Source organism: Dactylosporangium sp. NPDC048998 (assembly GCF_043197855.1).
Lineage (GTDB): Bacteria > Actinomycetota > Actinomycetes > Mycobacteriales > Micromonosporaceae > Dactylosporangium.
On sequence record NZ_JBICTV010000018.1, the window covers coordinates 48,728 to 71,229 of the forward strand.

Here is a 22,502-nt window from a genome sequence, read left to right on the forward strand (position 1 = left end):
CCATTCCATATCTCGTACGCCTGGGGCCGCCTCCGGTGGCCCCAGGCCGCTCCTGGGGAGTCCCGTTGCGCACCATCGCGGTCTTCGGCGCCGGCAAGCTCGGCGAGGTCCTGCTGTCCGGCCTGCTGCGGGCCGGCTGGTCCGCCGACCGGCTCATCGCCACCGCCCGGCGGCCGGAGCGGGCCGAGGAGCTGACCCAGCGCTACGGCATCCGGGTCGTCGACAACGAGACCGCGCTGCTGGAGGCCGACGTGGTCACGATCGCGGTGAAGCCGCAGGACGCCGGCACCCTGCTCGCCGACATCGGCCCCAAGATGCCCAAGGGCAAGCTCGTCCTGTCGATGTGCGCCGGCCTGCCGACCTCGTTCTTCGCCAAGCACCTGCCCGAGGGCACCCCGGTCGTGCGGGTCATGACCAATACGCCGGCGCTCGTCGACGAGGCGATGACGGCGATCTCGGCCGGCTCGCACGCCACGGCCGAGCACCTGGGGCTGGCCGAGGAGATGTTCCGGCCATTGGGCCGCACGATCCGCGTGCCCGAGTCGCAGCAGGACGCGGTGACCGCGCTGTCGGGCTCCGGCCCGGCATACTTCTACTTCCTGGTCGAGGCGATGACCGACGCCGGCATCCTGCTCGGCCTGCCCCGCCAGGTCGCGCACGACCTCATCGTGCAGACCGCGATCGGCTCGGCGGTGATGCTGCGCGAGTCCGGCGAACACCCGGTCAAGCTGCGCGAGGCGGTGACGTCGCCGGCCGGCACCACCATCAACGCCATCCGCGAGCTGGAGAACCACGGCGTGCGCGCCGCGCTGCTGGCCGCCCTGGAGGCCGCCCGCGACCGAGCACGGGAGCTGGCCGCGCAGAGCTGAGGGGGCTGTTTCTGGCCTGGCGCCCGCTTCGCTCGGGCGCTGCCGGGGGGTTCCCACCCCGGAGCCCCCCATGCCCGCTTCGCGGGCACTTTTGGTTGCGCTGTGCGCCCTGCGTCCCCCTCGCGGGCGCCTGCTGGCGCTTCGCGTACCGCTCGCGGACGCCTGGGGGGCGACTGTGGCGTTCGGCGGGTCTACCATGCCGCGGTGACTGTTCTCTGTGCGTGCTGCGGCGCGGAGCTCGGCGACGTGCCGACGGTGTGGGCGTTCTCCGCACCCGACTACTGGGGTGCGCCGGAGTCGGGCGGCGAATCGTTCCTCGAAGAGGAGCTGTGCTGCATCGACGCTCCGGAGCTGGAGGAGCTGCACTTCTTCATCAGGGGACTCGTCGACATCCCGGTGCGCGGTAGCGACGAGTATCTGACGTACAACATCTGGGTCAGCCTGAGCCCGGCGAACTTCGAGCGCGCGGTCCAGTTGTGGGACGACCCGGCGCGCGTGGAGGAGAAGCCCTACTTCGGCTGGCTGTCCAACAACATCCCCGGGTACCCCGACACGCTCCAGCTCAAGACCCGGGTGCATACTCGGGAACCGGGCCGTCGGCCACTTGTCGAGCTGGAGCCGACCGACCACCCCCTCGCCGTCGAACAGCGCGACGGCATTGACGCGCATCGCCTCGCGGAGGTCGCCAAGCTGTGCGGCGGGTGAAGCCGTGTTCATTCAGGCATTCATCGCTGTTGAGCTCTCCGGGCAGTGATCTACATTCATTACCAACAGTCAGCTGATGGATACGCACGACGCATTCGGCAACCCCCCGTGCCCCCCGTCGTGTGTACCGCACCCGGTGGCTTCCCCAGCCTCCCCCCGAGGTTCGCCGGGGCCGCGGCGTAAGGCCCGCCGCCGACCGTAGAGGTGGTCGGCGGCGGCTTTGCGGCACACGGCCGGAACTGATGCAGAATGTTCCGGTGCGATTCGAAACGAGCCGAGCACTGGACGCGATCGAACGGCGACTGACCGTCGACCCGCTCGCCGTGGGCGGCGTCATCGACCTGGTGGAGGCGGCGCGCAGCGTCGACCTCGACGGCGGCCGCCCGGCCGCGCTGCTGCGCCTCGGGCAGTTCATCGACGCGCTGAGCCGCCGGCTCGGCGACGGCAACGTGGGCCTCTACGCGATCGCCGAGCGTGGCGCGATGTCCGACACCGACTTCACGTCCAACGAGCGCATGGTCCTGCGCCGCTGGTCCGACGACGGGCTGATCGAGATGCTGCCCCCGGGCGCCCGCGTCAACGCCCGGGTCCGCGAGGTCGCGCATCTCACCGGCGTCCCGGTGGTCACCCGCTCGCCGCTGCCTGGGCACCCCGGCCCGGTGTACCTCACGACCGGCGCCCCGGGCGGCATGGAGCTCGTGCTGGCCCCCGCGACCGGCGCGACGCCGCGGCCGCATCCGGTGCTCTCGCGGTACTGGCGCTGCCCCGCGGCCGACTGCCCGGTGCTCGGCCGCCCACCGGCCGCCGGCGCCGGCCAGGCCCCGCCCGCGCTGCCCAGCGGCGCCCCGATCTGCCCGCGGCACGGCGACCGCCTGCTCGACACCGGCCCGCGCCCGCCGGCCACGATGCTCGTGGTGCGCATCAACGGCACGGTGCGTACCCGGTTCCCGGTGACCGGCGTGCGCCCGGTCGTGCTGGGCCGCGCCCCCGAGGACCCCAACGGCGTGACGATCGGCAACTGGCTGGACGACGAGTCGAGCCGCCGGGTGAGCCGCAACCATCTCCGCTTCGAACTGCGCGACGGCATGCTGCTGGTCACCGACGTGAGCACGAACGGCGCCGCGGTGCTGGCCCGCACCGGCCCGACGGTCGCGCCACGGGAGATCGAGCTCAACCGCGGCGAGCCCAAGGCGATGGGCGAGTGGGACGAGGTCGAGATCTACCCGGAGATCACGGTGGGCCGCGCCGACCGGCCGCCCTCGGACGCCCCCACGGGCGGCGCCCCGAACTCGGTGATGGCCGACGCCCCCACGATCGCGCTGCGCCTTCCGCCGCCTCGCTGATCGCCGTCTTTTTCCGTGATCGCGGAGTGGAAGTGCTGCTCCGTGGACATGTTCACTCCGTGATCATGTCGAACGACCAGTGCAGCGCAGGACCCGGACAAATACGAAATGTCGGATAAATGCAGCGCGCCAGCGCCGTAATTATCCGGGTAAAACGCCCGCACTGTATACCCCGGGGGGGTATGTTAGCAACGTCACTCATAAATGCGTTGCGGGTGACTCCGGGGGCGCGCTACCTTTCCGATCGTGATCGCGACGACCGCCCTTCTGGAGCACGGCCACCTGGCCGGCTCGGCGGTCGCCTGGGCGCCTTCAGCGCTAGACGCGGCGCTAGAGGCCGGCCTGCGACGCTGACCCTCCTCCCGCAGCATCCTGCGGAACCGACGGAGGAGGGTGAGCCGGCCGAGCCGGACGCCCGCCCGTGCACACCACGACCGGGGCCCGGCTCGCCAGAGGGTTCTGCGCATCCAGCCACAAATCCACTGTGGAGTGTCAGATGTCCAAGCAGGCGTTCACGAGGAACAAGCCTCATCTCAACATCGGCACGATGGGTCACGTCGACCACGGCAAGACGACCCTGACCGCCGCCATCACCAAGGTGCTCGCGGAGCGGTACCCGACGGTCAACCGGTACACCTCGTTCGAGGGGATCGACCGGGCGCCGGAGGAGATCACCCGGGGCATCACCATCAACATCGCGCATGTCGAGTACGAGACGGCGGCGCGGCACTACGCGCACGTCGACATGCCCGGGCACGCGGACTACGTCAAGAACATGATCACCGGGGCGGCGCAGGTGGACGGGGCGATCCTCGTCGTCAGCGCCGTGGACGGGGTCATGCCGCAGACGCGCGAGCACGTGCTGCTGGCGCGGCGGATCGGGGTCCCGTACCTCGTCGTGGCCATGAACAAGGCCGACGCGGTCGACGACGCCGAGCTGCTGGACCTGGTCGAGCTCGAGGTGCGGGAGCTGCTGAGCGAGTACGGGTTCCCCGGTGACGAGATTCCCGTCGTGCGGGTCTCCGCGCTCAAGGCCCTCGCCGGCGAGCCGGCCTGGGTGCAGTCGATCGCCGACCTGCTCGACGCCGTCGACGAGTATGTGCCGCTGCCCGAGCGGGTGACCGGCGAGCCGTTCCTGATGCCGATCGAGAGCGTGCTCACGATCACCGGGCGCGGGACCGTCGTCACCGGGTCGGTCGAGCGCGGCACGCTCGTGCTCAACACACCCGTCGAGGTGATCGGGCTGGGTCCCACCCAGTCCAGCGTGGTCACCGGGATGGAGATGTTCGGCAAGCAGCTCGACACCGCCCAGGCGGGCGACAACGCGGCCCTGCTGCTGCGCGGCATCCGCCGGGGCGAGGTGCAGCGGGGTCAGGTGGTCGCGCTGCCCGGCTCGGTCGCACCGCACCGGCGGTTCAAGGCCCACGTGTACGCGCTGACGACGAAGGAGGGCGGCCGGCACACGCCGTTCTTCGCCAACTACCGGCCGCAGTTCTACTTCCGTACCACGGACGTGATGGGGTCGGTGGACCTCGGCGACGTCACGATGGTGATGCCCGGCGACACGGTCGACCTGACCGTCGAGCTCGGCAAGCCGATCGCGATGGACGTCGGGCTCGGCTTCGCGATCCGTGAGGGCGGCCGTACCGTCGGCGCCGGCACGGTGACGGAGCTGCTGGACTGACCTGTCGGAAAGCCGTGCGGCCCTTAGGGGAAACCCTGAGGGCCGCATGCGCCATCCGGGCCCGAGGGGTCACATGGGCCGCATGCGTCATCCGGTGCGGAATGGGCACCATGCCCGCATGAGCGGTACGGAGCGGAGCGGAGTGGCCGCTCACCAGGGGCGCAGGTGTAGCTCATGCCGCTGCCGGAGCGGAGCGGAGGTGACGGCGTGGGCGGTACGGAGCGGAGCGGAGTGGCCGCTCACCGGGGACGCAGGTGTAGCTCATGCCGCTGCCGGAGCGAAGCGGAGGTGACGGCATGAGCGCGCATCTCAGCCGACAGCTCACCGGCGACGACCATGTCCAAGGGCCGTCCGGCGCGCCGCTCACCCTCGTGGAGTACGGCGACTACGCCTGCCCGGACACCGGCCGGGCGTTCGGCGTGGTGGAGCGCATCCAGCTGCACTTCGGCGACACCTTGCGCTTCGCGTTCCGGCACTTCCCGCTGGTGGACGTCTACCCCCGGGCGATGTCGGCCGCGCTGCTGGCCGAGGCCGCCGCCGACGCCGGAGCGTTCTGGGGCATGCACGCGCTGCTGCTTACCCACCAGGACAGCCTCGAGGACGTCGATCTGGCGCGGTACGCCGAACAGTTCGGCCTGCCCGGCGCGGGCGGGACCCGCGCGCACCACGAGCGGGTGGAGCGCGATATGGACAGCGGGCGGGCCAGCGGGGTCGCGGGCACCCCGGCGTTCTTCATCAACGGGGTCCCGCACGAGGGAGGGTTCGGCTTCGAGGCCCTGGCTGTTGCGCTACGAGGCGCTGACAGAGGGTGAGAAATAGGTGAACCATTTCGATTTCCCACTCGGTGACGGGCCTGCCACCCTATGATCTTTGAGAATAAACACAGCGAATTTTGAGGTGAACGAAGGTTCCCCCTAAGGGTTACAGGGCAATCTGTAGGGGATGCGGAACCGGTACGTAGACCTCCTGCGAGCCGTCGCGATCATCCGCGTGGTCACTTACCACACCCTCGGATTCGCGTGGCTGACCATTGCCTTCCCTGCCATGGGGCTGATGTTCGCGCTCGGCGGCTCTCTGATGGCCGCCTCGCTCGACCGCTCGGGCGTCAAGGCGATAGGCCGGCGGATGCGCCGCATCGTCATACCGTTCTGGGTCCTCGGGGCCTTTGCCGTGGTGCTCATGTCGCTGTGGGGCGGTATGCAACATGGCTGGCGGACACTGCTGTGGTTCCTCCCGCTCGACGACCCGCCGACCTCCGAGCGCGGCGGGTTCTGGTTCAGCCAGATCTGGTACATCCGGTCGTACCTGTGGTTCATCATCGCCTCGCCGGCCCTGCTGTGGCTGTTCCGCCGCTGGCCGATCCCCAGCCTGCTGGTGCCGTTCACCGTGCTCGTCGTGCTCTGGGAGACCGGTCACGGCACCGGCGGTACCGTCCGGGACTTCTTCATGTACGTCCCCGCCTGGATGCTCGGCTTCGCCCACCACGACGGCACCCTGCAGCGCATCTCCAAGAAGGTCCTCTGGCCACTGTGCCTGGTGATGGGCGGCATCGGGCTCGCCATGCTGCTCCACGAGCCCGGGCCGCGCGGGTACGACATGAACGACGCCCCGGTCGCCGACACGCTGTGGTCGACCGCCTTCCTGCTGATCATGCTGAACTTGGCGCCCGCGGCGATGTCGCTCGGCGCGGCCCAGCCCTTGGTCGAGGCGGTCAACCGGCGGGCGCTGACGATCTACCTCTGGCACGAGGCGGCCATCACGTTCGTGCGCATGGTCGGCGTCTGGTTCGGCATCACCCTCGTCGGCGGGTATCACGACTTCGTCCAGCTCGCCCTGGTCGCCGCCCTGGTCGCGCTGGTGGTGCTCGGCCTCGGCTGGGTCGAGGACCTCGCGGCGCGGCGCAGGCCACAGCTGGTACCCGTGCCCGCGCGGGCCCCGGCGCCGTCGCGGCTGGAGGAGCAGCCCGAGCCCGTGCCCGCATGACCGTCGAAAGGTCGGAAAAAGCAAGCGCGACACGCCGACACTGGTCTTTGCTGGAACTTGCTGGAACCGGCTACCGTGCCGTTCGTGTCCGAATCGATCTCGGCCCCTAACGAGCAGATCGAGCTGCTCGAGCGGCGGATCGACCGGCTGCGCGGCGACCTGCGCCGCGCGGCCACCACGGGGGATCGGGCACAGGCCAGGACGCTGCGCGCGGAGCTGCGCCGGGCCGAGCACGCGTGGGACGCCGCGCTCGCCGAGCTGGAGGAGCGGGCGCCGGTGGTGCCGCGGCAGAATCCCGCGCCGCCGATGCTCTCCATCCGCGAGCAGGTGCACCACGCGCTGACGCTGCTGACCGTGCCGGCGGCGCCGAAGCTCATCATCGCCGTACACGACGCCTTCTTCCCGGGCGAGCTCGTCGCCGCCCGGCTGACCAGCCTGCGCCGCGACGAGGAGCGCTCCTTCAAGGTCGCCCCGTACGGCCGGCCGTACTACCTGTGCCCGGCGCTCACCGCCGACCTGCTCGCCCCGGCGCGCGGGCTCCTGGCGATCTCCACCTGGCCACTGGAGACCCGCGTGGTGGGGCCGCTCAGCGCCCGGGTCGACTTCCTCGTCGGCGCGATCAAGGTGGCCGAGCGGGTGGCGCAGCTGCCCGGCGACGCGCACGATGCCCGCCGGCTGCTGTGGCGGTTCGCCGCCGGCATCCCGGGCGCGTCGGCCGGCGGCGCCGGGGCCGACCCCGAGACCGTGGCCGGCCGGGCCCGGGCCGAGCTCGACGTGCACCTCGAGGCCGATGCCGCGGACCGCGCCGCGGCGGCCTCCCGCGCGCACGAACGGCTCGACGGCGCCGAGGCGCTGTTCGGCGCCCGGCTGCAGCGACTGCGCAGAACCGCGAGCTAGAACCACCACTTCCCCGAAATGATTTCCCAGAGATGGCGAACCCTATGGACGCACTGGTAGACCGGCTGGACCGCATCCGCGGCACCGTGGCGCCGCGCAACCACAACGCCCGTACCATCGCCGCGCTCACCAACAACCCCGGCTGCGGCCGGCGGGGGCTGATGGACGCGGCCGGGGTGAACAAGGGCGCCGTCGCGGGGCAGCTGGGCTTCCCCGCCGCCTTCGGCCAGTCCCGGTTCGCGATCGCGCGCGGCAACGCGTTCGAGGCGCAGGTCAAGGCCGACGGCGCGGCGGAGCTGCTGCAGCTGCTGCGCGAGCGGCTCGGCCTGGCGATCCCCGAGGTGGCGTACGACGACCTGTCCAACGTCGGCGGCAACGCCAGCCGCGAGGTGCGCTACGCCCGCACCCGCAGCCTGCTCGCGCGCGCCGCCGCGGAGCGCGACGACGCCGGCACGCTGTTCGACCACCCGATGCTGCGGCTGGACATCGCCGGCTACTACGCGTACCTGGAGCCCGACCTCATCGCGTTCCGGGTCGGCGGCCGCTTCCACGTGGTCGAGATCAAGTCGTTCGCCGTGATCGACGAGCAGGCCGACCCGGGCAAGGCGGCCGCGGCGGCCAAGCAGTCGGCCGTCTACGTGCTGGCGATGCGCGAGCTGCTCGGCGAGCTCGGGTACCCGCCGGAAAGCGTGTCGCACAACGTGGTGCTCGTCTGCCCGGAGAACTTCGCCAACCGGCCCACCGCCACCCTGGTCGACGTGCGCAAGCAGCTGACCGTGCTGCAGCGCCAGCTGTCCCGGCTCACCCGGCTCGACAAGATCCTCGACGCGCTGCCCACCGGGCTCTCCTTCGACCTTGCCTACGACGCCGAACATGTGGCCACCCGCCCGCCGGACGAGCTGCACAAGGCCGTCAGCGCCATCGACGCGCGGTACACCCCGGATTGCCTCGGCTCCTGCGAGATGGCGTTCTTCTGCCGCGGCGAGGCGGCCGGCTCCACCTCGGCGCTGGGCCGCTCCATCCGCGACGACCTCGGCGGCGTCGAGGGTGTCTCCACCGTGCTCGGCCTGGCCCGCGGCACGCTCACCCCCGGCGCGGGCCAGGAGGAGATCGCCGGCCTGCTGCGCTTGGCGCACCGGCTGCGCACCGAGTGCCTTTCCGCGGAGCTCACACCGAGCCAGACCGGGCGTTCTGCGTGAGCATCCTCACCGCGCTGGCGCGGGCGGAGGCCGTCGAGTCGGGGCGCGCGCAGCCGCTGACCACGGTGCGGCACACGCACATCGCGCAGACGCCCCTGGTGCTGGTACCCCTGGCGCTGGCCGGCGAGGCCGCCGCGCCGCTGGCCGCCATGGTCGGCACCGGCCCCGATGCCGGCCGCGTGCTCGTGGTGGCCAACCCGCGCGACCGCACCCAGCGCTTCGAGTTCGTGGCGCAGCTGGCGCGGGTCGTCCTGACGTACCTCGACGGCTTCTCCCGCTCGCTGGACGCCGGCCACACCTCGAAGGTCCGCTACGCCGACGCCCCGCAGGTGCTGGTGCCCAACCGCGGCGGGATCGACTTCGTCCGGCTGCTCGGCCGCTCGACGCGCTTCCGCCGCCCGTACGGCCCGCACCCGGTGCACCGCACCGTCCCGCTGCTCGGCCAGTGGCTCACGTTCCTGCGCGAGCGCGCCGACCACCCCGGCTCGGCCATGCTGCTGGCGGTGACCGAGGTGCTCGGCGAGCACTGGGCGACCGGGCAGAGCGGCCTGGAGGACGCCAACCTCGCCGCGCTGCTCGGCTGGATCGACCCGCCCGCCGGCCTCGACGGCGCGGCCGCTGCGGCGCTGGCCGAGGACCCGCTGCGCTGGCCGCCGGCCGGGCCGAGCACCGACCCGACGTTCGACAACGAGGTGCTGGCCCCGGCCCTGGCCGCCTGCGCGCGCGCCGCCGACCCGCAGGCGCAGAGTCGCGCCCTGTCCGCGCTCACCGCCGCCCTGCAGGAGCAGGTGGAGCCGACGTGGCGACTCATGTGGCGGGCCGTGGACCTGCTGCGGGCCCGCCCGCCGGGCGCCTCCGTCGAGGGGCGGTGGGCGGTCGATCGCGATGTGTTCACGGTGTACCACATGTCGCTGGCCGAAGGCACCGCGCTGCCCCAGCCGCGGCGCGACAGCGCCGTCGCCGCGGCCGGGCGCCTCGACCGGCTCGAGCGCGAGCAGGCCCGCTACGAGGCGCAGCGAGCCCTCGACGACCCGCTGATCATGGCCGAGTTCCGGCTCTCCGGGGAGGCATTCACCGGTACCGTCGTGGCGGCCTCGCCGAACCGGGTCGACACGTCGGGCAAGAAGGCCGCGCTGCGCCCGCACATCACCGTGCAGACCGACGACCCGGTGCGCCTGGAGCCGGGCGCGCTGCTCGTCTCGCCGGCCCGGCTGGCCCAGCAGGCGATGGTGGTCTCGGTCTCGTCCGTCGACGTCGTCCTCGAGCTCAGCAAGGGTATGGGCCGCTCGACGAAGCAGCCGGCGCCGGGCTCGGTGCCGGAGGTGGGGGAGCTGGTGACGTACGGCCCGGTCAGCGACGCCTACCAGCCGCCGGGCCGGTTCCCGAGCCGCGAGGACACGCCCTGGACCCACGGCGGCCCGCCGCCGGACTACCAGCCGACCGACTCCGACGCCGCGGAGGACTGGTCATGACCGGTCCGGAGCGAAGCGTAGGGGCCGGTCATCATGGGCTCAGGTCCAAGTCGTGCCGCAGCCGGAGCGAAGCGGAGGTTCCGGCATGACCGTGATTGAGGAGATCCTCGACGACTTCGGGTCCTCCGCCGGCCGCGGGGTGGTGGTCGACTCGCCGCCCGGCGCCGGCAAGTCGACCCTCGTGGTGCGCGCCGCCCGCACCATGGCCGAGGCCGGCGAGCGGCTCATGGTGGTCGCGCAGACCAACGAGCAGGTGGACGACCTCATCGACCGCCTCGCCGGCGCCGCGCCCGGCCTGGAGATCGGGCGCCTGTCGGCCTCGACGTACGTGCCGGCGCAGCGCGTCATCAAGCACGGCTCGGTCACCGTCAGCGGCGCCGTCTCGGACGTGCAGAACAGCGCCGTCGTCATCGGCACCGCCGCGAAGTGGGCGACCGTCACCGACGGCACGTGGGAGCGGGCGATCGTCGACGAGGCGTACCAGATGCGCTCCGACATGCTCCTGCGCGTGGCCGGCCGCTTCTCCCGCGGCCTGTTCGTCGGCGACCCCGGGCAGCTCGACCCGTTCTCCGTCGTCGCCGTCGAGCGCTGGGCCGGCCTGTCCTGGGACCCGATGCAGAGCGCCGTGGCGGTACTGCTGCGGCACAACCCCGACCTGCCCGTGCACCGCCTGCCGGTGTCCTGGCGGCTGCCGCCCTCGGCCGCGTCCGTGGTCTCCGCCGCCTTCTACCCGTTCACCCCGTTCGAGGCCGGGACCCGGCCGGCCGACCGCAGCCTCGAGTACTCCGTGCGCGCCATCGGCGGCGACCCGCACGTCGCGGCCACGCTGGAGACCGCCCGGCGCACCGGCTGGGCCCTGCACGAGCTGCCGGCCCGGCACACCGTGCGCACCGACCGGGAGGCCGTGGCCGCGATCGCCGAGATCGTGGTGAGCCTGCTGCGGCGCGGCCCGATCGCGTACTCCGAGCACGCCCCCGACGGCCGCCCGGTGACCGCCGACCGGGTCGCGGTGGGCGCGGCGCACCGTGACCAGGTCGCCGCGATCCGCCAGGCCCTGGCCGACACCGTCGCCGCCGACGTCACCGTCGACACCGCGAACCGCCTGCAGGGCCGCGAGTACGACGTGACGGTGATCCTGCACCCGCTCTCCGGCCGCCGCGACGCGAGCGCGTTCCACCTGGAGGCCGGCCGCCTGTGCGTGCTCGCGTCGCGGCACCGCCACGCGTGCGTGGTCGTGGCCCGGGCCGGGATCGCGGAGCTGCTGGACACGCACCCGTCCGCCGAGCCGGTCCATCTCAACGTGCCGGTGCGCTTCCCCGACGGCTGGGAGGCCAACCAGGCGATGCTCGCGCACCTCGCCGCCCTGTGACGCAGCAGCGCCCCGCTTCCTTTTCGGGGGCGCGGTGTACAGCTGCGGCTGGCCGCCGTGCTCGAAGATGGTGATGATCGACGGGAGCCAGACCCCAGGAGATCGACCAGCAGCAGGATGCCGGCCCCGGTCGAGATCGTGCTCGCGAGGTCAGTCCTCGCGGACCACGACCTGGACGGCGGCGTCGTCGTCGAGACGGTAGCCGACGCCGCGCACGGTGGCGATGATGCGTGCGGCGTCGCCCAGCTTCACCCGCAGGCGGCGGACGTGGACGTCGACCGTGCGCTCGGTGCCGACCATGTCGTAGCCCCACACCTGGCGCAGCAGCTGCGCCCGGCTGAACACGCGGCGCGGGTGCTCGCACAGGAAGAGGAAGAGGTCGTACTCCCGGCGGGTCAGCTGCACCGGCGCGCCGTCCTGCAGGACCAGGCGGGACCCGGTGCACAGGTAGAGCGAGGGCGCGTCGGGCGCGGCGCGGCCGATGCGCCTGGCCTTCGCGTCGGCCGGGGCGGGCGCCTCGGGCGTCGTCTCCGCGGCTGCGGAGGTGCCCGGCGCGGCCTCCACGAGGCGCAGGGCGCGGACTTGGGTCGCCGGTGCGGAGCCGGTGCGCGGAAGCGGTGCGTTGCGCTGGATCTGCTGGGTGGCCTGGCTGGCGGCGAGGGCCTCAAGGTCGCTGAGCAGGCGGGATGCCTCCGGTGGGAGCTCCTCGCCGTTGAGCGTGATTTGGACGGTGATGGTGACCACGGAGCTTGCGACGTCTGGCGCGCCGGCGACCGAAACGGCCATTTCTAATCCTCTCGAAAACCTTCTGAATGAACGCCGATTTCAACCGGGGGTCACTCGACAAAGGCCGTCGAAATGGTGCTCTCGGCGGGATATCCACATTGGATCTAGCAGCACCTCAGGGCACATGGCATCGACCTTACCAGGAATGTCACATGAAGCGAAGTCGTGTTACGTGCCGCACAGAATAGATCGACACTAATTGGTCAGACGTTTTGGGGTGGTATTCACCGGCAATTCACGGGACCGGTCCCCAGATAACTTTCGGTGAGCTTGTCGTTGCGGTCAATCGCTTCCCACATTGTGGAAGATCGCCTCATGTTGTTACATCACTACCCGCGCATGCAGCGCAGACATCGCCCGTAAATCCTATCTGCTAGATAGAGTCGCGTCTCCCACCATATGGGATGGCGGCGCGAAGCTCTCCCGGGCTGACAATACTCGCCCCCAGCTGCGTCACCCGCTGCCGCAGGAGTCGGTCGGATGTCACCACGATGACGGGCCGGTGACCCACATTGTCGCGCACGAGCGCGACAATGTGATCGTCGCCGGATTGCGGCGCCGCCTCGACGGGCACGCCGTCGACCGGCGGCACCCCGCGGGCGGCGCCCTCCACCACCAGGGTGACGTCTCCGGGGAGGGCGGATCGGTCGCGGTCGGCCAGGGCGTCGCGCAGCCGGGCCGCCGCCCCCGCGCGGTCGCGCCACCAGCCGTCCGGCACCGAGCCGACCACGTTCGCGCCGTCGACGATGATGAGCGGTTCCATGTGGCCAGTCTTACCCCGGCGGCCCGCCATTTCCCTCAGGCGCGACGCGGTCGCTCGGGGTGCGAGGAGCCGCCGCCGACGGTCCACTGTGGATCCGGCTGCGCGAAACCGGCCGGCGGGGCCTGGTTCTGCTTTGATGGGCGGTATGGCGCGAACGCGGCTCTACCGGGACGGGCGGCTGGAAGCCGAGGACTTTCCGCTCGACGACATATCGGAGCACCTCAAGGACCCGGACACGGTGGTGTGGCTGGACCTGACGGACCCGGACCGGAAAGACTACGAGCGGGTCCAGGAGGAGTTCGGGCTGCACCGCCTGGCGATCGAGGACGCGTCCTCGCCGCACGAGCGGCCCAAGCTCAGCCACTACGCGGCGCACGTGTTCTTCAACGCCTACGCCATCGGCTTCGACCGGTCGGGCGGCGACCTGGACGTCCACGAGGTGTCGGCGTTCGTCACCGAGCGGGCCCTGATCACCGTGCACGCCGCCGACTTCGACATGGACGCCGTGGTCGAGCGCTGGGACGCCACCGAGGACCTGGCCGGGCACGGGGTCGGCTACCTGGCGCACGGGCTGCTCGACGTCGTCGTCGACGGGCAGTTCGACGCGGTGCGGCAGCTCGACGAGGCCCTGGAGGCGCTGGAGGAGCACCTGTTCGAGGAGACGCCGCGGGCGATCCGGCAGGTGCAGCGGCGCAGCTTCCGGCTGCGCAAGAGCCTCAACCGGCTGCGCAAGGTGGTCCTGCCGATGCGCGAGCTGGTCAACGGCCTCATGCGCTCCCGCGAGCACCTCGTGGACGACGAGATGCTGCCGTACTACCACGACCTCTACGACCACGTCCTGCGTGTGGCGGAGTTCACCGAGTCCCTGCGCGACTTCACCGCCACGATCCTGGAGTCCAACCTGGCGGTGCAGGGCAACCGGCAGAACAGCATCATGAAGAAGGTCACCAGCTGGGCCGCCATCATCGCGGTACCGACGGCTGTTACCGGTTACTACGGGCAGAATCTGCCGTTTCCGGGTTATGAGAAGCAGTGGGGGTTCCTGGTCTCGGCGGTGCTCATCGTGCTTCTGTCAGTGGGGCTGTACGTCACCTTCAAACGCAAGGATTGGCTATGACTGAACACTTCGACGTCGTCGTCCTGGGCGCCGGCCCGGGTGGCTACACCGCCGCCGTGCGATCGGCGCAGCTCGGCCTGCGTACCGCCATCGTCGAGGACAAGTACTGGGGTGGCGTCTGCCTCAACGTCGGCTGCATCCCCTCGAAGGCGCTGCTGCGCAACGCCGAACTGGCGCACATCTTCACCGCCGAGGCCAAGACGTTCGGCATCCAGGGCGAGGTCACGTTCGACTACTCCGCCGCCTTCCAGCGCAGCCGGAAGGTCGCCGACGGGCGGGTCAAGGGCGTGCACTACCTGATGAAGAAGAACGAGATCCGGCAGTACCACACCAAGGGCACGTTCCTCGACGACCACACGCTGCAGGTCGGCGACGAGACCATCACCTTCGCCAACTGCATCATCGCCACCGGGGCGACGACCCGGCTGCTGCCCGGCACCACGCTGTCGGAGCGCGTCGTGACGTACGAGGAGCAGATCCTCACCGAGGAGCTGCCGTCCTCGATCATCATCGCCGGGGCGGGCGCCATCGGCGTGGAGTTCGCCTACGTGCTGCACAACTACGGGGTCAAGGTCACCGTCGTCGAGTTCCTGGACCGGATGGTGCCGCTGGAGGACGCCGAGGTGTCGGCGGAGCTGCTCAAGCGGTACAAGAGGCTGGGCATTTCGGTCTTGACCTCGACCCGCGTCGAGTCGGTCGAGGAGACCGGGCAGGGCGTGCGCGTGACGGTGTCCTCGAATGGCCAGTCGCAGACGCTCGAGGCGGACAAGCTCCTGCAGGCCATCGGCTTCGCGCCGCGGGTGGACGGCTACGGCCTCGAGAAGACCGGCGTCAAGCTGACCGACCGCGGCGCGATCGACGTCGACGGGCGGCTGCGCACCAACGTCCCGCACATCTACGCGATCGGCGACGTCACCGCCAAGCTCATGCTCGCGCACGCGGCGGAGTCGATGGGGATCGTCGCCGCCGAGACGATCGCCGGGGCCGAGACGATGGAGCTCGACTACGTCATGATCCCCCGGGCGACGTACTGCCAGCCGCAGATCGCGAGCTTCGGCTGGACCGAGGAGCAGGCCCGCGCGAAGGGCTTCGACGTCAAGGTCGCGAAGTTCCCGTTCACCGCCAACGGCAAGGCGCACGGCCTCGGCGACCCGACCGGGTTCGTGAAGCTGATCAGCGACGCGAAGTACGGCGAGCTGCTGGGCGGCCACCTCATCGGGCCCGAGGTCACCGAGCTGCTGCCCGAACTCACGCTGGCGCAGCAATGGGATCTCACCGTCCACGAGGTGGCGCGAAACGTTCACGCCCACCCGACCCTGGGCGAGGCGGTCAAGGAGGCCGTCCACGGGCTGGCCGGACACATGATCAACATGTAGTCCAGCACGCGGGATCGGCGGGACGGCGATCGCCCGCCCGCCGATCCCGATCGGTACGCTTTGCCTCATGCGGCAGGAGTGGCACCACTTCACTTACCCCGGTCCGGAGATCTCCCGCGTCGCCGTCCCGGGCAACCAGGATGACGACGAGTTCGGCCTCGACCGGTGGCGCACGCTGCCCCGGGCCCAGACCCCGCCGTGGCCCGACCAGGCCGCCGTCGACGAGGTCGGGCAGCTGCTGACCTCCGTACCGCCGATCGTCGCCCCCTACGAGGTCGACCAGCTGCGCGAGCGCCTCGCCCTCGTCGCCGACGGCAAGGCGTTCATGCTGCAGGGTGGCGACTGCGCCGAGACCTTCGCCGACAACACCGAGGCCCACGTCCTGGGCAACGCCCGCACGCTGCTGCAGATGGCGATCGTGCTGACCTATGGCGCCTCGCTGCCGGTCGTGAAGATCGGGCGGGTCGCCGGCCAGTTCACCAAGCCGCGCTCGTCCGCGCTCGACTCGCTGGGCCTGCCCGCCTACCGCGGCGACATGATCAACTCGCTCGACCAGGACCCGGAGGCGCGCGTCGCCGATCCGCAGCGCATGGTCCGGGCCTACGCCAACTCCTCCAGCGCGATGAACATGCTGCGCGCCTACCTCGGCGGCGGCATGGCCGACCTGCACGCCGTGCACGACTGGAACAAGGGGTTCGTGGTGACCTCGCCGGCCGGGCAGCGCTACGAGGCGATCGCCCGCGAGATCGACCGGGCGCTGCGTTTCATGCAGGCCTGCGGCGTCACCGACGACGAGGCGCTGCGCACCGTCACGCTGTACTGCTCGCACGAGGCCCTCGCGCTGGAGTACGAGCGGCCGCTGGTGCGCATCGCGGGCGGCCGGCCGTACGGGCTCTCCGGGCACTTCCTGTGGATCGGCGAGCGCACCCGGCAGCTCGACGGCGCGCACGTCGACTTCATGTCGCGCATCGCCAACCCGATCGGCGTCAAGCTCGGCCCGACCACCTCGCCGGAGCAGGCGCTGGAATTGTTCGAGCGGCTCAACCCGCAAAACGTCCCCGGCCGCCTCACGTTCGTGTCCCGGATGGGCAGCACCAAGGTCCGCGACGCGCTGCCGCCCATCGTGGAGAAGGTCACCGCCGCCGGCTGCCGGGTCGTCTGGCAGTGCGACCCGATGCACGGCAACACGCACGAGTCGTCCAACGGGTACAAGACCCGCCACTTCGACCGCATCGTCGATGAGGTCCTCGGCTACTTCGAGGTCCACCGCGAGCTGGAGACCCACCCGGGCGGCCTGCACGTGGAGCTGACCGGCGAGGATGTCACCGAGTGCCTCGGCGGCGCGCAGGCCATCGTCGACGAGGACCTGCCGGACCGCTACGAGACCGCCTGCGACCCGCGCCTCAACACCCAGCAGTCGCTGGAGCTCGCGTTCCTCGTCGCGGAGATGCTGCGTGGCTGACGTCGTCATCGACTTCAGGTCCGACACCCTCACCCGGCCGTCGCCCGCCATGCGCGAGGCGATGGCCGCGGCCGAGGTCGGCGACGACGTGTTCGACGAGGACCCGACGCTGCACGAGCTGCAGGAGTACGTCGCCGGGCTCTTCGGCCACGAGGCCGCCCTGTTCGCGCCCAGCGGCACGATGGCCAACCAGATCGCGCTGCAGCTCGCCGTGCCGCGCGGCGAGGAGCTGCTCTGCGACGCGGCCGCGCACGTGGTCACCGACGAGATCGGCGCGGCCGCGGCGATTGGCGGCGTGTCGACGCGCACCTGGCCGTCCGCCGGCGCCGACCTCGACCCGGCCGTCGTTGCCGACATGATCCGCCCCGACGGCTTCGTCGCCGTCCCGACCCGCGCGATCGCCGTCGAGCAGACCCACAACCGCCAGGGCGGCGCCGTGCTGCCGCTGGCGACCCTCCAGGCTCTCCGCGCGATCGCCGACGACACGGGCGTACACCTGCACTGCGACGGCGCCCGCATCTGGCACGCCCACGTGGCCGACGGCGTGCCCCTGGCCACCTACGGCCGCCTCTTCGACTCGCTCTCCGTCTGTCTCTCCAAGGGCCTGGGCGCGCCGGTCGGCTCGCTGATCGTCGGCTCGGCCGAGCGCATCGCCGCCGCGCGCAAGCTGCGCAAGCGGATGGGCGGCGGCATGCGCCAGGCGGGCATCCTGGCCGCGGCGGGGCTCTACGCGCTGCGCAACAACATCGCGCGGCTGGCCGAGGACCACGACCGCGCCCGCCGCCTCGCCGAGGCCCTGGCCCCGGCCGGCGTCGTCGACCCGGCCCGCATCCGCACCAACATCGTCCCGCTCGACCTGACCGGCGCCTCGATGGACGGCCCGGCGTTCGCCACGGCGGCGCGCGAGCACGGCATCCTGGTGTCGGTGCTGGGCCGGCGCCTGGTCCGCCTGGTCACGCACCTGGACCAGACCGAGGACGCCATCGACCACGCGGTGAAGGTCCTGCCGACGCTGCTGTCCCGCTGAGCCCGGCCGTCCTCCGGAGCCCGGCCCCTGCGGCCGGGTTTCCGATTTCGGCGGCTGTTTCCGGGCATGTCACGACTTCTTCGATGTCACGACGTGCCCGGATTTTTCGTGATAGTGCCGGAAATGGTCAGCGCTATGGCGGAGGTGGCGCAGGTCAGCACGCCCGCGGCGATCATCGCGCCGTCGGCGTGCAGGAGGGCGACGAGGGGCGATGCCGCCGCGGTACCGACGCCGATCGCGGTCTGGATCACGGCCCCGGCCGCCGCGAAGGCCCGCCCGTGCTGGGCCGCCGGGGTACGCCCGCTGATCAGCGCGCTCTGCGAGACGTTCGCCAGGCCGTTGCCCAGCCCGCCGAGCGTGGACGCGACGAACGCGAGCGTCAGGTTCGGGGCCAGCCCGATGCCCGCGATCCCGGCCCCGGTCAGCAGGTTGCCCAGCGCGAGGCCAGCGTGGTCGCTCATCCGGATGCGGGGCAGGATCTGGGCCCCGAGGAGCGCGCCGACGCCCCACAGCGTGAGGTATAGGCCGTAGCCCGAGTCGCTCGTCCCCAACTGCCCCACGAACCGGAACGGCGCGGCCACGTTGTCGATCACCCCGCTGCCGATGGCGATCGCGCTGCCGACCAGCGCCGTGCGGAGGATCCGGTCGGCGAAGATGAGCCGAAGCCCACCCTCGGCCACCGGCGCTGCCCGCGGCGCGCTTGTGGTGTCCGAGTTGCCCGAGTTGCCCGGCGCGTCCGCGACGTCCGCGTCGACCGGTGCGGGCGTCTCGACCGTCGAGGCGCTCGCAGCGGTCGCGCCGGCCGGGCGGCGGCGGGCGGCGAGGGTGGAGCACGCCAGCGTGAGCACGGCGAAGGTGGCGGCGTCCACCAGTACGGCGGCCGTCGGGCCGAACGCCCCCGAGAGCAGGCCGCCGGCGGCCGGCCCGGCGATCCAGCCCAGCCCGGTGCCGGTGGCCAGGATGGAGTACCCGCGGGCGGCCCCCTCCTCGCCCGTGATGGCCGGCACCAGCGCAGACGTGGCCGGGCGCACGAAGGCGGACAGTGCGGTGACGCCGGCGAACAGCGCGATGATCGCCCACAGCTGCGTGGCGAACGCGAGCGGCACGCACAGCAGCGCCTGCCCGGCCAGCGCGACGAGCAGCACCGACCGGGTCTCGAACCGGTCCACGATCCGTCCGGTGATCGGGGCCAGCACGATGTACGGCACCAGCTCCGCCGCCAGCAGCCCGGCCACCCAGCCGCTGCCGTGCGGCTCCAGCCGCAGCAGCAGCGCGACGAGCGCGGCCGCGTCACCGGCGGTCGACACCGCGAGGCCGGCGCCGAGGATCGCGAGGTCGCGGCGCATCACACGGACACCTCGGGGGCAATGGGGACGAGAGCCGCACCCGGCGTGGGTGGGCGCCGGCGCAGATTCACGGCGCAAGACTTCTGGTCACGGACGCCGATGTCAAGCGGGATAGGGATGAATGACGAAATATCGGATACATCAGGACGCGGAGCGTCTTGATGTATCCGCTGCCGCCTGAGGCGCTCGCGCGGTCTGGGTTGTCAGTCCTGTTGCGCCGCGGCGCGGAGTAGCGCGATGTCCGCCGCATGGTCCGCGGCGTCCGTGCCGCTCGGGGTCTCCACGATCAGCGGCACGCCCCGGACCGCCGGGTGCCTGAGCAGCTCCGCGAACGCGGCCGCGCCGATCGTGCCCTTGTCCAGCGACTCGTGGCGGTCGCGGGTCGAGCCGCACGCGTCCTTCGAGTCGTTGGCGTGGATGAGTCGCAGCCGGTCCGGGCCGACGGCGGTGACCAGGGCGTCGAGCGTTTCGGTCATGCCGCCCGGCGTGGCCAGGTCGTGGCCCGCGGCCCAGGCGTGGCAGGTGTCGAAGCAGACGCCGAGGAGGGGGTGGTGGTCGACGGCCGCCAGGTACTCGGCGAGGTGCTCCACCCGCGAGGCCAGCGACCGTCCGCCGCCCGCGCTTGGCTCGACCAGCAGCGGCGGCCAGCCCTCCCGTTCGGCGCGGTCGAGGAGCGGGCGCAGCACCCGGCGTACCGTCGCGAAGGCTTTTTCGGCATGCTCGGCGTCCACCGCGGAGCCGGCGTGGAACACCACGCCCCGGGCCCCGATGTCACGGCCCCGGCGCAGCGCGTGTTCGAGCGTGGCCAGCGAGCGCTCCACGGTCGCCTCGGTCGGCGAGCCCAGGTTGACCAGCAGCGCCGCGTGGATGTACGCCGTCACGCCGTGGTCCGCGCAGCCCTTGAGGAACGCGTCGTCCTGCTTCGCGTCGCCCGGGGTCAGCGCCCAGCCGCGAGGATTGGAGACGTACACCTGGACCGCCGTCGCCTCCGTCTGCCCGACGTAGCGCAGCGCGGCCTTGGCCAGGCCCCCGGCGGCGGGCGCGTGCCCGCCGACCGGGGCGATGCTGGTGTCAGGCATCAGAAGAACGCGAACAGCGATACGTGCTGGCCGGGGACGACCGGCGTATTGGGCTGCGGGTTTTGCTGGCGGACGGTGCCGAAGCCCTGCGAGTCGACGACCAGGCCGAGGCCCTCGAGCTGGGCGCGCGCCTGGTCGAGCGGCATGTTGCGCACCTCGGGCATCGGGATCTGCGCGGGGCCCTTGGAGACCTGCAGGTCCATGACCATGCCGTCGGCGACGCTGTTGCCGTCGCCGATGCTCTGCGAGACGACCTCGCCCTTGGGCTTGTCGCTGTCGACCTCCTCGACCTTGCCGAGGGTGATCTTCACCTTGGCGAGGTCCGACTTGGCCTGCTCCAGCTGCTTGCCCACCACGAGGGGCACCTTGACCGGGTTGGGGCCCTTGCTGACGTACACCGTGATCGTCTGCCCGGGCTGGACCTGGGTCCCGATCTTCGGGTCGGTGTCGACGACGTAGCCGACCGGCACGGCGTCGTCGAACCGCTCCGCGCGGTTGCCGACCAGCTTCATCGCCTGCAGGTCGACCTGCGCGAGGTCCCACTCCTTGCCGGCGATGTCGGGCACCTTGTATACCTCGGGGCCCAGCGACAGCGTCAGCGTGATCATGCCGCCGTCGAGGATGCGCCCGCGGGGCGGCGGATCCTGGGAGAGGACCTGATCCCTGGGGATCTTCGTGTCGTACTGCGGGTCGGCGAACTTCACCTTGAAGCCGGCGACGGTGGCCAGATGGGCAGCCTGCTCCTTGGTCTTCGTGGTCAGGTCTGGGGCTTCGGTGTACCGCCCCACGCCGAACCAGTAGCCGCCGACCGCGACGAGCAGGCCGAACGTCAGCATCGCCGCGATCACGGCCAGCCGGGTGCGCGGGTTGGCGTTGACCTGCTCGAGCAGCCCCTGCAGGCCGCCGCCGGGGCCCGGTTCGGTGCGGTGCCGGCGGTTGACCGCCGGCGCGGGAGCGGAGGCGGGCAGCCGGGCCCACGAGGGGCGCCGGGTGGCCTGATACGTCTGCGGCACCGACCTCTGCGGCACCGACTCGACCCGTGGCACCACCACGGTCGGCGGCGCGACCGGGCGGGCCCGGGTGGCCAGCGCCGTGCCGATGTCCTCGCGGACCGACTGCACCTCGGCGAGCATCGCGCCCGCGTCGGTCGGGCGGCCGCCCGGGTCGCGGCGGGTCGCGCGGGCCACCAGGTCGTCGACCTGCGGCGGCAGGCCGGGCACGTATCGCGACGGGAACGGCACGTCGCGGTCCACGTGCTGCCAGGCCACCTCGACGGGGCGGTCGGCCTCGTAGGGCACCCGGCCGGTGAGCATCTCGAACAGCACGATGCCGGCCGAATAGACGTCGGTGCGCGGGTCCGCGTGCCCGTCGGTGACCAGCTCGGGGGCCACGTAGGCGACGGTGGCCATCAATTGCGAGCCGGTCTCGTCGGCGCTCGCCTCGACTGCGCGGGCCAAGCCGAAGTCGGCGACCTTGACGACGCCGTCGATGATGTTGTGCGTCTCGCCCGGCGACTCGGCGACCAGCACGTTTTCCGGCTTGACGTCGCGGTGCACGAGGCCCGCCCGGTGCGCGGCGGCGATCGCGGCGAGCATCTGCTCCATGATCGCGAGGGCCTCCTGCGGCTGCAGGCGGCGCCGCTCGGCGAGCACCTCGCGCAGGGTCCGGCCGCGCACGTACTCCATCACCAGATACGGCAGGCCGTGGTATGTGCCCTGGTCGTACACGGCGACGACGTTGGGGTGGGTCAGCCGGGCGATGGTCTTGGCCTCGTCGGTGAACCGGTCCACGAACTGTGGGTCACGCGACTGCGCCGGATGAATGATCTTCAGCGCGACGGTGCGCTCAAGCCGCTCGTCGAGCGCGGTGTAGACCGTCGCCATGCCGCCCTTGGCGACACGCGAGCGAACGCGGTAGCGCCCGTCGACAAGCGCACCGAGCAGTGGATCGGCGACCGTGGTATCCATTGGCTGCGAGTGTACGGCTGGTGCGACCAAAAGCTCAGCGCCCGTCGCCGGATTGCCC

19 protein-coding genes are annotated in these 22,502 nt (G+C 71.6%); 14 read left to right on the plus strand and 5 right to left on the minus strand.

Going from position 1 to position 22,502, the window contains the following annotated elements; genetic code table 11:
* Positions 1–65: 65 nt before the first annotated feature.
* The 10 genes from proC to ACGFI8_RS31360 all read left to right on the plus strand — a co-directional run bounded on the left by proC (position 66) and on the right by ACGFI8_RS31360 (position 11,521).
* The gene (gene proC / locus ACGFI8_RS31315; protein ID WP_392810384.1) at positions 66–869 is read left to right on the plus strand and encodes a pyrroline-5-carboxylate reductase; all 804 of its coding nucleotides are present in this window, start codon (positions 66–68) and stop codon (positions 867–869) included.
* A gap of 204 nt (positions 870–1,073) precedes the next feature.
* Positions 1,074–1,574 carry a DUF2199 domain-containing protein gene (locus ACGFI8_RS31320; RefSeq protein WP_392810385.1) on the plus strand — a complete coding sequence of 167 codons (501 nt, stop codon included), beginning with the start codon at positions 1,074–1,076 and terminating at the stop codon, positions 1,572–1,574.
* A gap of 257 nt (positions 1,575–1,831) precedes the next feature.
* On the plus strand, positions 1,832–2,917 hold the full coding sequence (locus ACGFI8_RS31325; protein ID WP_392810387.1) for an FHA domain-containing protein: 1,086 nt from the start codon (positions 1,832–1,834) through the stop codon (positions 2,915–2,917).
* 496 nt (positions 2,918–3,413) lie between these two features.
* Complete coding sequence (tuf, locus tag ACGFI8_RS31330) at positions 3,414–4,601, plus strand: elongation factor Tu (protein WP_392810388.1); 1,188 nt, start codon at positions 3,414–3,416, stop codon at positions 4,599–4,601.
* Between the two features lie 296 nt (positions 4,602–4,897).
* Positions 4,898–5,413: a DsbA family protein gene (locus tag ACGFI8_RS31335; RefSeq protein WP_392810389.1), complete on the plus strand. Its 516-nt coding sequence runs from the start codon at positions 4,898–4,900 to the stop codon at positions 5,411–5,413.
* Between the two features lie 130 nt (positions 5,414–5,543).
* Entirely contained in the window at positions 5,544–6,584 is a 1,041-nt protein-coding gene (locus ACGFI8_RS31340) for an acyltransferase (RefSeq protein ID WP_392810390.1), read from the plus strand.
* Between the two features lie 84 nt (positions 6,585–6,668).
* A complete protein-coding gene (locus ACGFI8_RS31345; RefSeq protein WP_392810391.1) occupies positions 6,669–7,481 on the plus strand; it encodes a hypothetical protein in 813 nt (270 codons plus the stop codon).
* A gap of 44 nt (positions 7,482–7,525) precedes the next feature.
* Positions 7,526–8,680 carry a hypothetical protein gene (locus tag ACGFI8_RS31350; RefSeq protein WP_392810392.1) on the plus strand — a complete coding sequence of 385 codons (1,155 nt, stop codon included), beginning with the start codon at positions 7,526–7,528 and terminating at the stop codon, positions 8,678–8,680.
* Complete coding sequence (locus ACGFI8_RS31355; protein ID WP_392810393.1) at positions 8,677–10,152, plus strand: hypothetical protein; 1,476 nt, start codon at positions 8,677–8,679, stop codon at positions 10,150–10,152. The genes ACGFI8_RS31350 and ACGFI8_RS31355 overlap by 4 nt, the downstream gene beginning before the upstream one ends.
* Positions 10,153–10,237: 85 nt before the next feature.
* Positions 10,238–11,521, plus strand: a complete 1,284-nt coding sequence (locus tag ACGFI8_RS31360; RefSeq protein ID WP_392810394.1) for an AAA domain-containing protein — start codon at positions 10,238–10,240, stop codon at positions 11,519–11,521.
* Between the two features lie 150 nt (positions 11,522–11,671).
* Here the strand turns inward: ACGFI8_RS31360 and ACGFI8_RS31365 are convergent, their stop codons facing one another.
* Entirely contained in the window at positions 11,672–12,307 is a 636-nt protein-coding gene (locus ACGFI8_RS31365) for a winged helix-turn-helix domain-containing protein (protein WP_392810395.1), read from the minus strand.
* 373 nt (positions 12,308–12,680) lie between these two features.
* Positions 12,681–13,070, minus strand: coding sequence for an NYN domain-containing protein (locus ACGFI8_RS31370; RefSeq protein ID WP_392810396.1), 390 nt, complete (start codon positions 13,068–13,070; stop codon positions 12,681–12,683).
* 145 nt (positions 13,071–13,215) lie between these two features.
* On the opposite strand from ACGFI8_RS31370, the gene ACGFI8_RS31375 reads away from it, so the two are divergent.
* From ACGFI8_RS31375 to ACGFI8_RS31390, 4 genes are all read left to right on the plus strand, one after another.
* A complete protein-coding gene (locus ACGFI8_RS31375; RefSeq protein ID WP_392810397.1) occupies positions 13,216–14,187 on the plus strand; it encodes a magnesium transporter CorA family protein in 972 nt (323 codons plus the stop codon).
* Positions 14,184–15,563: a dihydrolipoyl dehydrogenase gene (gene lpdA / locus ACGFI8_RS31380; RefSeq protein ID WP_392810398.1), complete on the plus strand. Its 1,380-nt coding sequence runs from the start codon at positions 14,184–14,186 to the stop codon at positions 15,561–15,563. Before ACGFI8_RS31375 ends, lpdA begins: the two co-directional genes overlap by 4 nt.
* 67 nt (positions 15,564–15,630) lie before the next feature.
* Positions 15,631–17,025 carry a class II 3-deoxy-7-phosphoheptulonate synthase gene (locus ACGFI8_RS31385; RefSeq protein ID WP_392810399.1) on the plus strand — a complete coding sequence of 465 codons (1,395 nt, stop codon included), beginning with the start codon at positions 15,631–15,633 and terminating at the stop codon, positions 17,023–17,025.
* Positions 17,018–18,052, plus strand: coding sequence for a threonine aldolase family protein (locus tag ACGFI8_RS31390; RefSeq protein WP_392810401.1), 1,035 nt, complete (start codon positions 17,018–17,020; stop codon positions 18,050–18,052). The genes ACGFI8_RS31385 and ACGFI8_RS31390 overlap by 8 nt, the downstream gene beginning before the upstream one ends.
* A gap of 86 nt (positions 18,053–18,138) precedes the next feature.
* On the opposite strand, the gene ACGFI8_RS31395 is transcribed toward ACGFI8_RS31390, so the two are convergent.
* The 3 genes from ACGFI8_RS31395 to ACGFI8_RS31405 all read right to left on the minus strand — a co-directional run bounded on the left by ACGFI8_RS31395 (position 18,139) and on the right by ACGFI8_RS31405 (position 22,444).
* Entirely contained in the window at positions 18,139–19,398 is a 1,260-nt protein-coding gene (locus tag ACGFI8_RS31395; protein ID WP_392810402.1) for an MFS transporter, read from the minus strand.
* Between the two features lie 203 nt (positions 19,399–19,601).
* Positions 19,602–20,477 (minus strand): deoxyribonuclease IV, encoded by an 876-nt coding sequence (locus ACGFI8_RS31400; protein ID WP_392810403.1) that lies wholly within the window; start codon positions 20,475–20,477, stop codon positions 19,602–19,604.
* Positions 20,477–22,444 carry a PASTA domain-containing protein gene (locus tag ACGFI8_RS31405; RefSeq protein WP_392810404.1) on the minus strand — a complete coding sequence of 656 codons (1,968 nt, stop codon included), beginning with the start codon at positions 22,442–22,444 and terminating at the stop codon, positions 20,477–20,479. Before ACGFI8_RS31405 ends, ACGFI8_RS31400 begins: the two co-directional genes overlap by 1 nt.
* Between the last annotated feature and the right edge of the window lie 58 nt (positions 22,445–22,502).

Bases quoted from the DNA above. Each gene is read 5' to 3' on its own strand.
- tuf (WP_392810388.1), top strand. From the start codon at position 3,414: ATGTCCAAGCAGGCGTTCACGAGGAACAAGCCTCATCTCAACATCGGC.
- ACGFI8_RS31335 (WP_392810389.1), top strand. From the start codon at position 4,898: ATGAGCGCGCATCTCAGCCGACAGCTCACCGGCGACGACCATGTCCAA.
- ACGFI8_RS31340 (WP_392810390.1), top strand. From the start codon at position 5,544: ATGCGGAACCGGTACGTAGACCTCCTGCGAGCCGTCGCGATCATCCGC.
- ACGFI8_RS31350 (WP_392810392.1), top strand. From the start codon at position 7,526: ATGGACGCACTGGTAGACCGGCTGGACCGCATCCGCGGCACCGTGGCG.
- ACGFI8_RS31360 (WP_392810394.1), top strand. From the start codon at position 10,238: ATGACCGTGATTGAGGAGATCCTCGACGACTTCGGGTCCTCCGCCGGC.
- ACGFI8_RS31365 (WP_392810395.1), bottom strand. From the start codon at position 12,307: ATGGCCGTTTCGGTCGCCGGCGCGCCAGACGTCGCAAGCTCCGTGGTC.
- ACGFI8_RS31370 (WP_392810396.1), bottom strand. From the start codon at position 13,070: ATGGAACCGCTCATCATCGTCGACGGCGCGAACGTGGTCGGCTCGGTG.
- ACGFI8_RS31375 (WP_392810397.1), top strand. From the start codon at position 13,216: ATGGCGCGAACGCGGCTCTACCGGGACGGGCGGCTGGAAGCCGAGGAC.
- lpdA (WP_392810398.1), top strand. From the start codon at position 14,184: ATGACTGAACACTTCGACGTCGTCGTCCTGGGCGCCGGCCCGGGTGGC.
- ACGFI8_RS31385 (WP_392810399.1), top strand. From the start codon at position 15,631: ATGCGGCAGGAGTGGCACCACTTCACTTACCCCGGTCCGGAGATCTCC.
- ACGFI8_RS31395 (WP_392810402.1), bottom strand. From the start codon at position 19,398: ATGCGCCGCGACCTCGCGATCCTCGGCGCCGGCCTCGCGGTGTCGACC.
- ACGFI8_RS31400 (WP_392810403.1), bottom strand. From the start codon at position 20,477: ATGCCTGACACCAGCATCGCCCCGGTCGGCGGGCACGCGCCCGCCGCC.
- ACGFI8_RS31405 (WP_392810404.1), bottom strand. From the start codon at position 22,444: ATGGATACCACGGTCGCCGATCCACTGCTCGGTGCGCTTGTCGACGGG.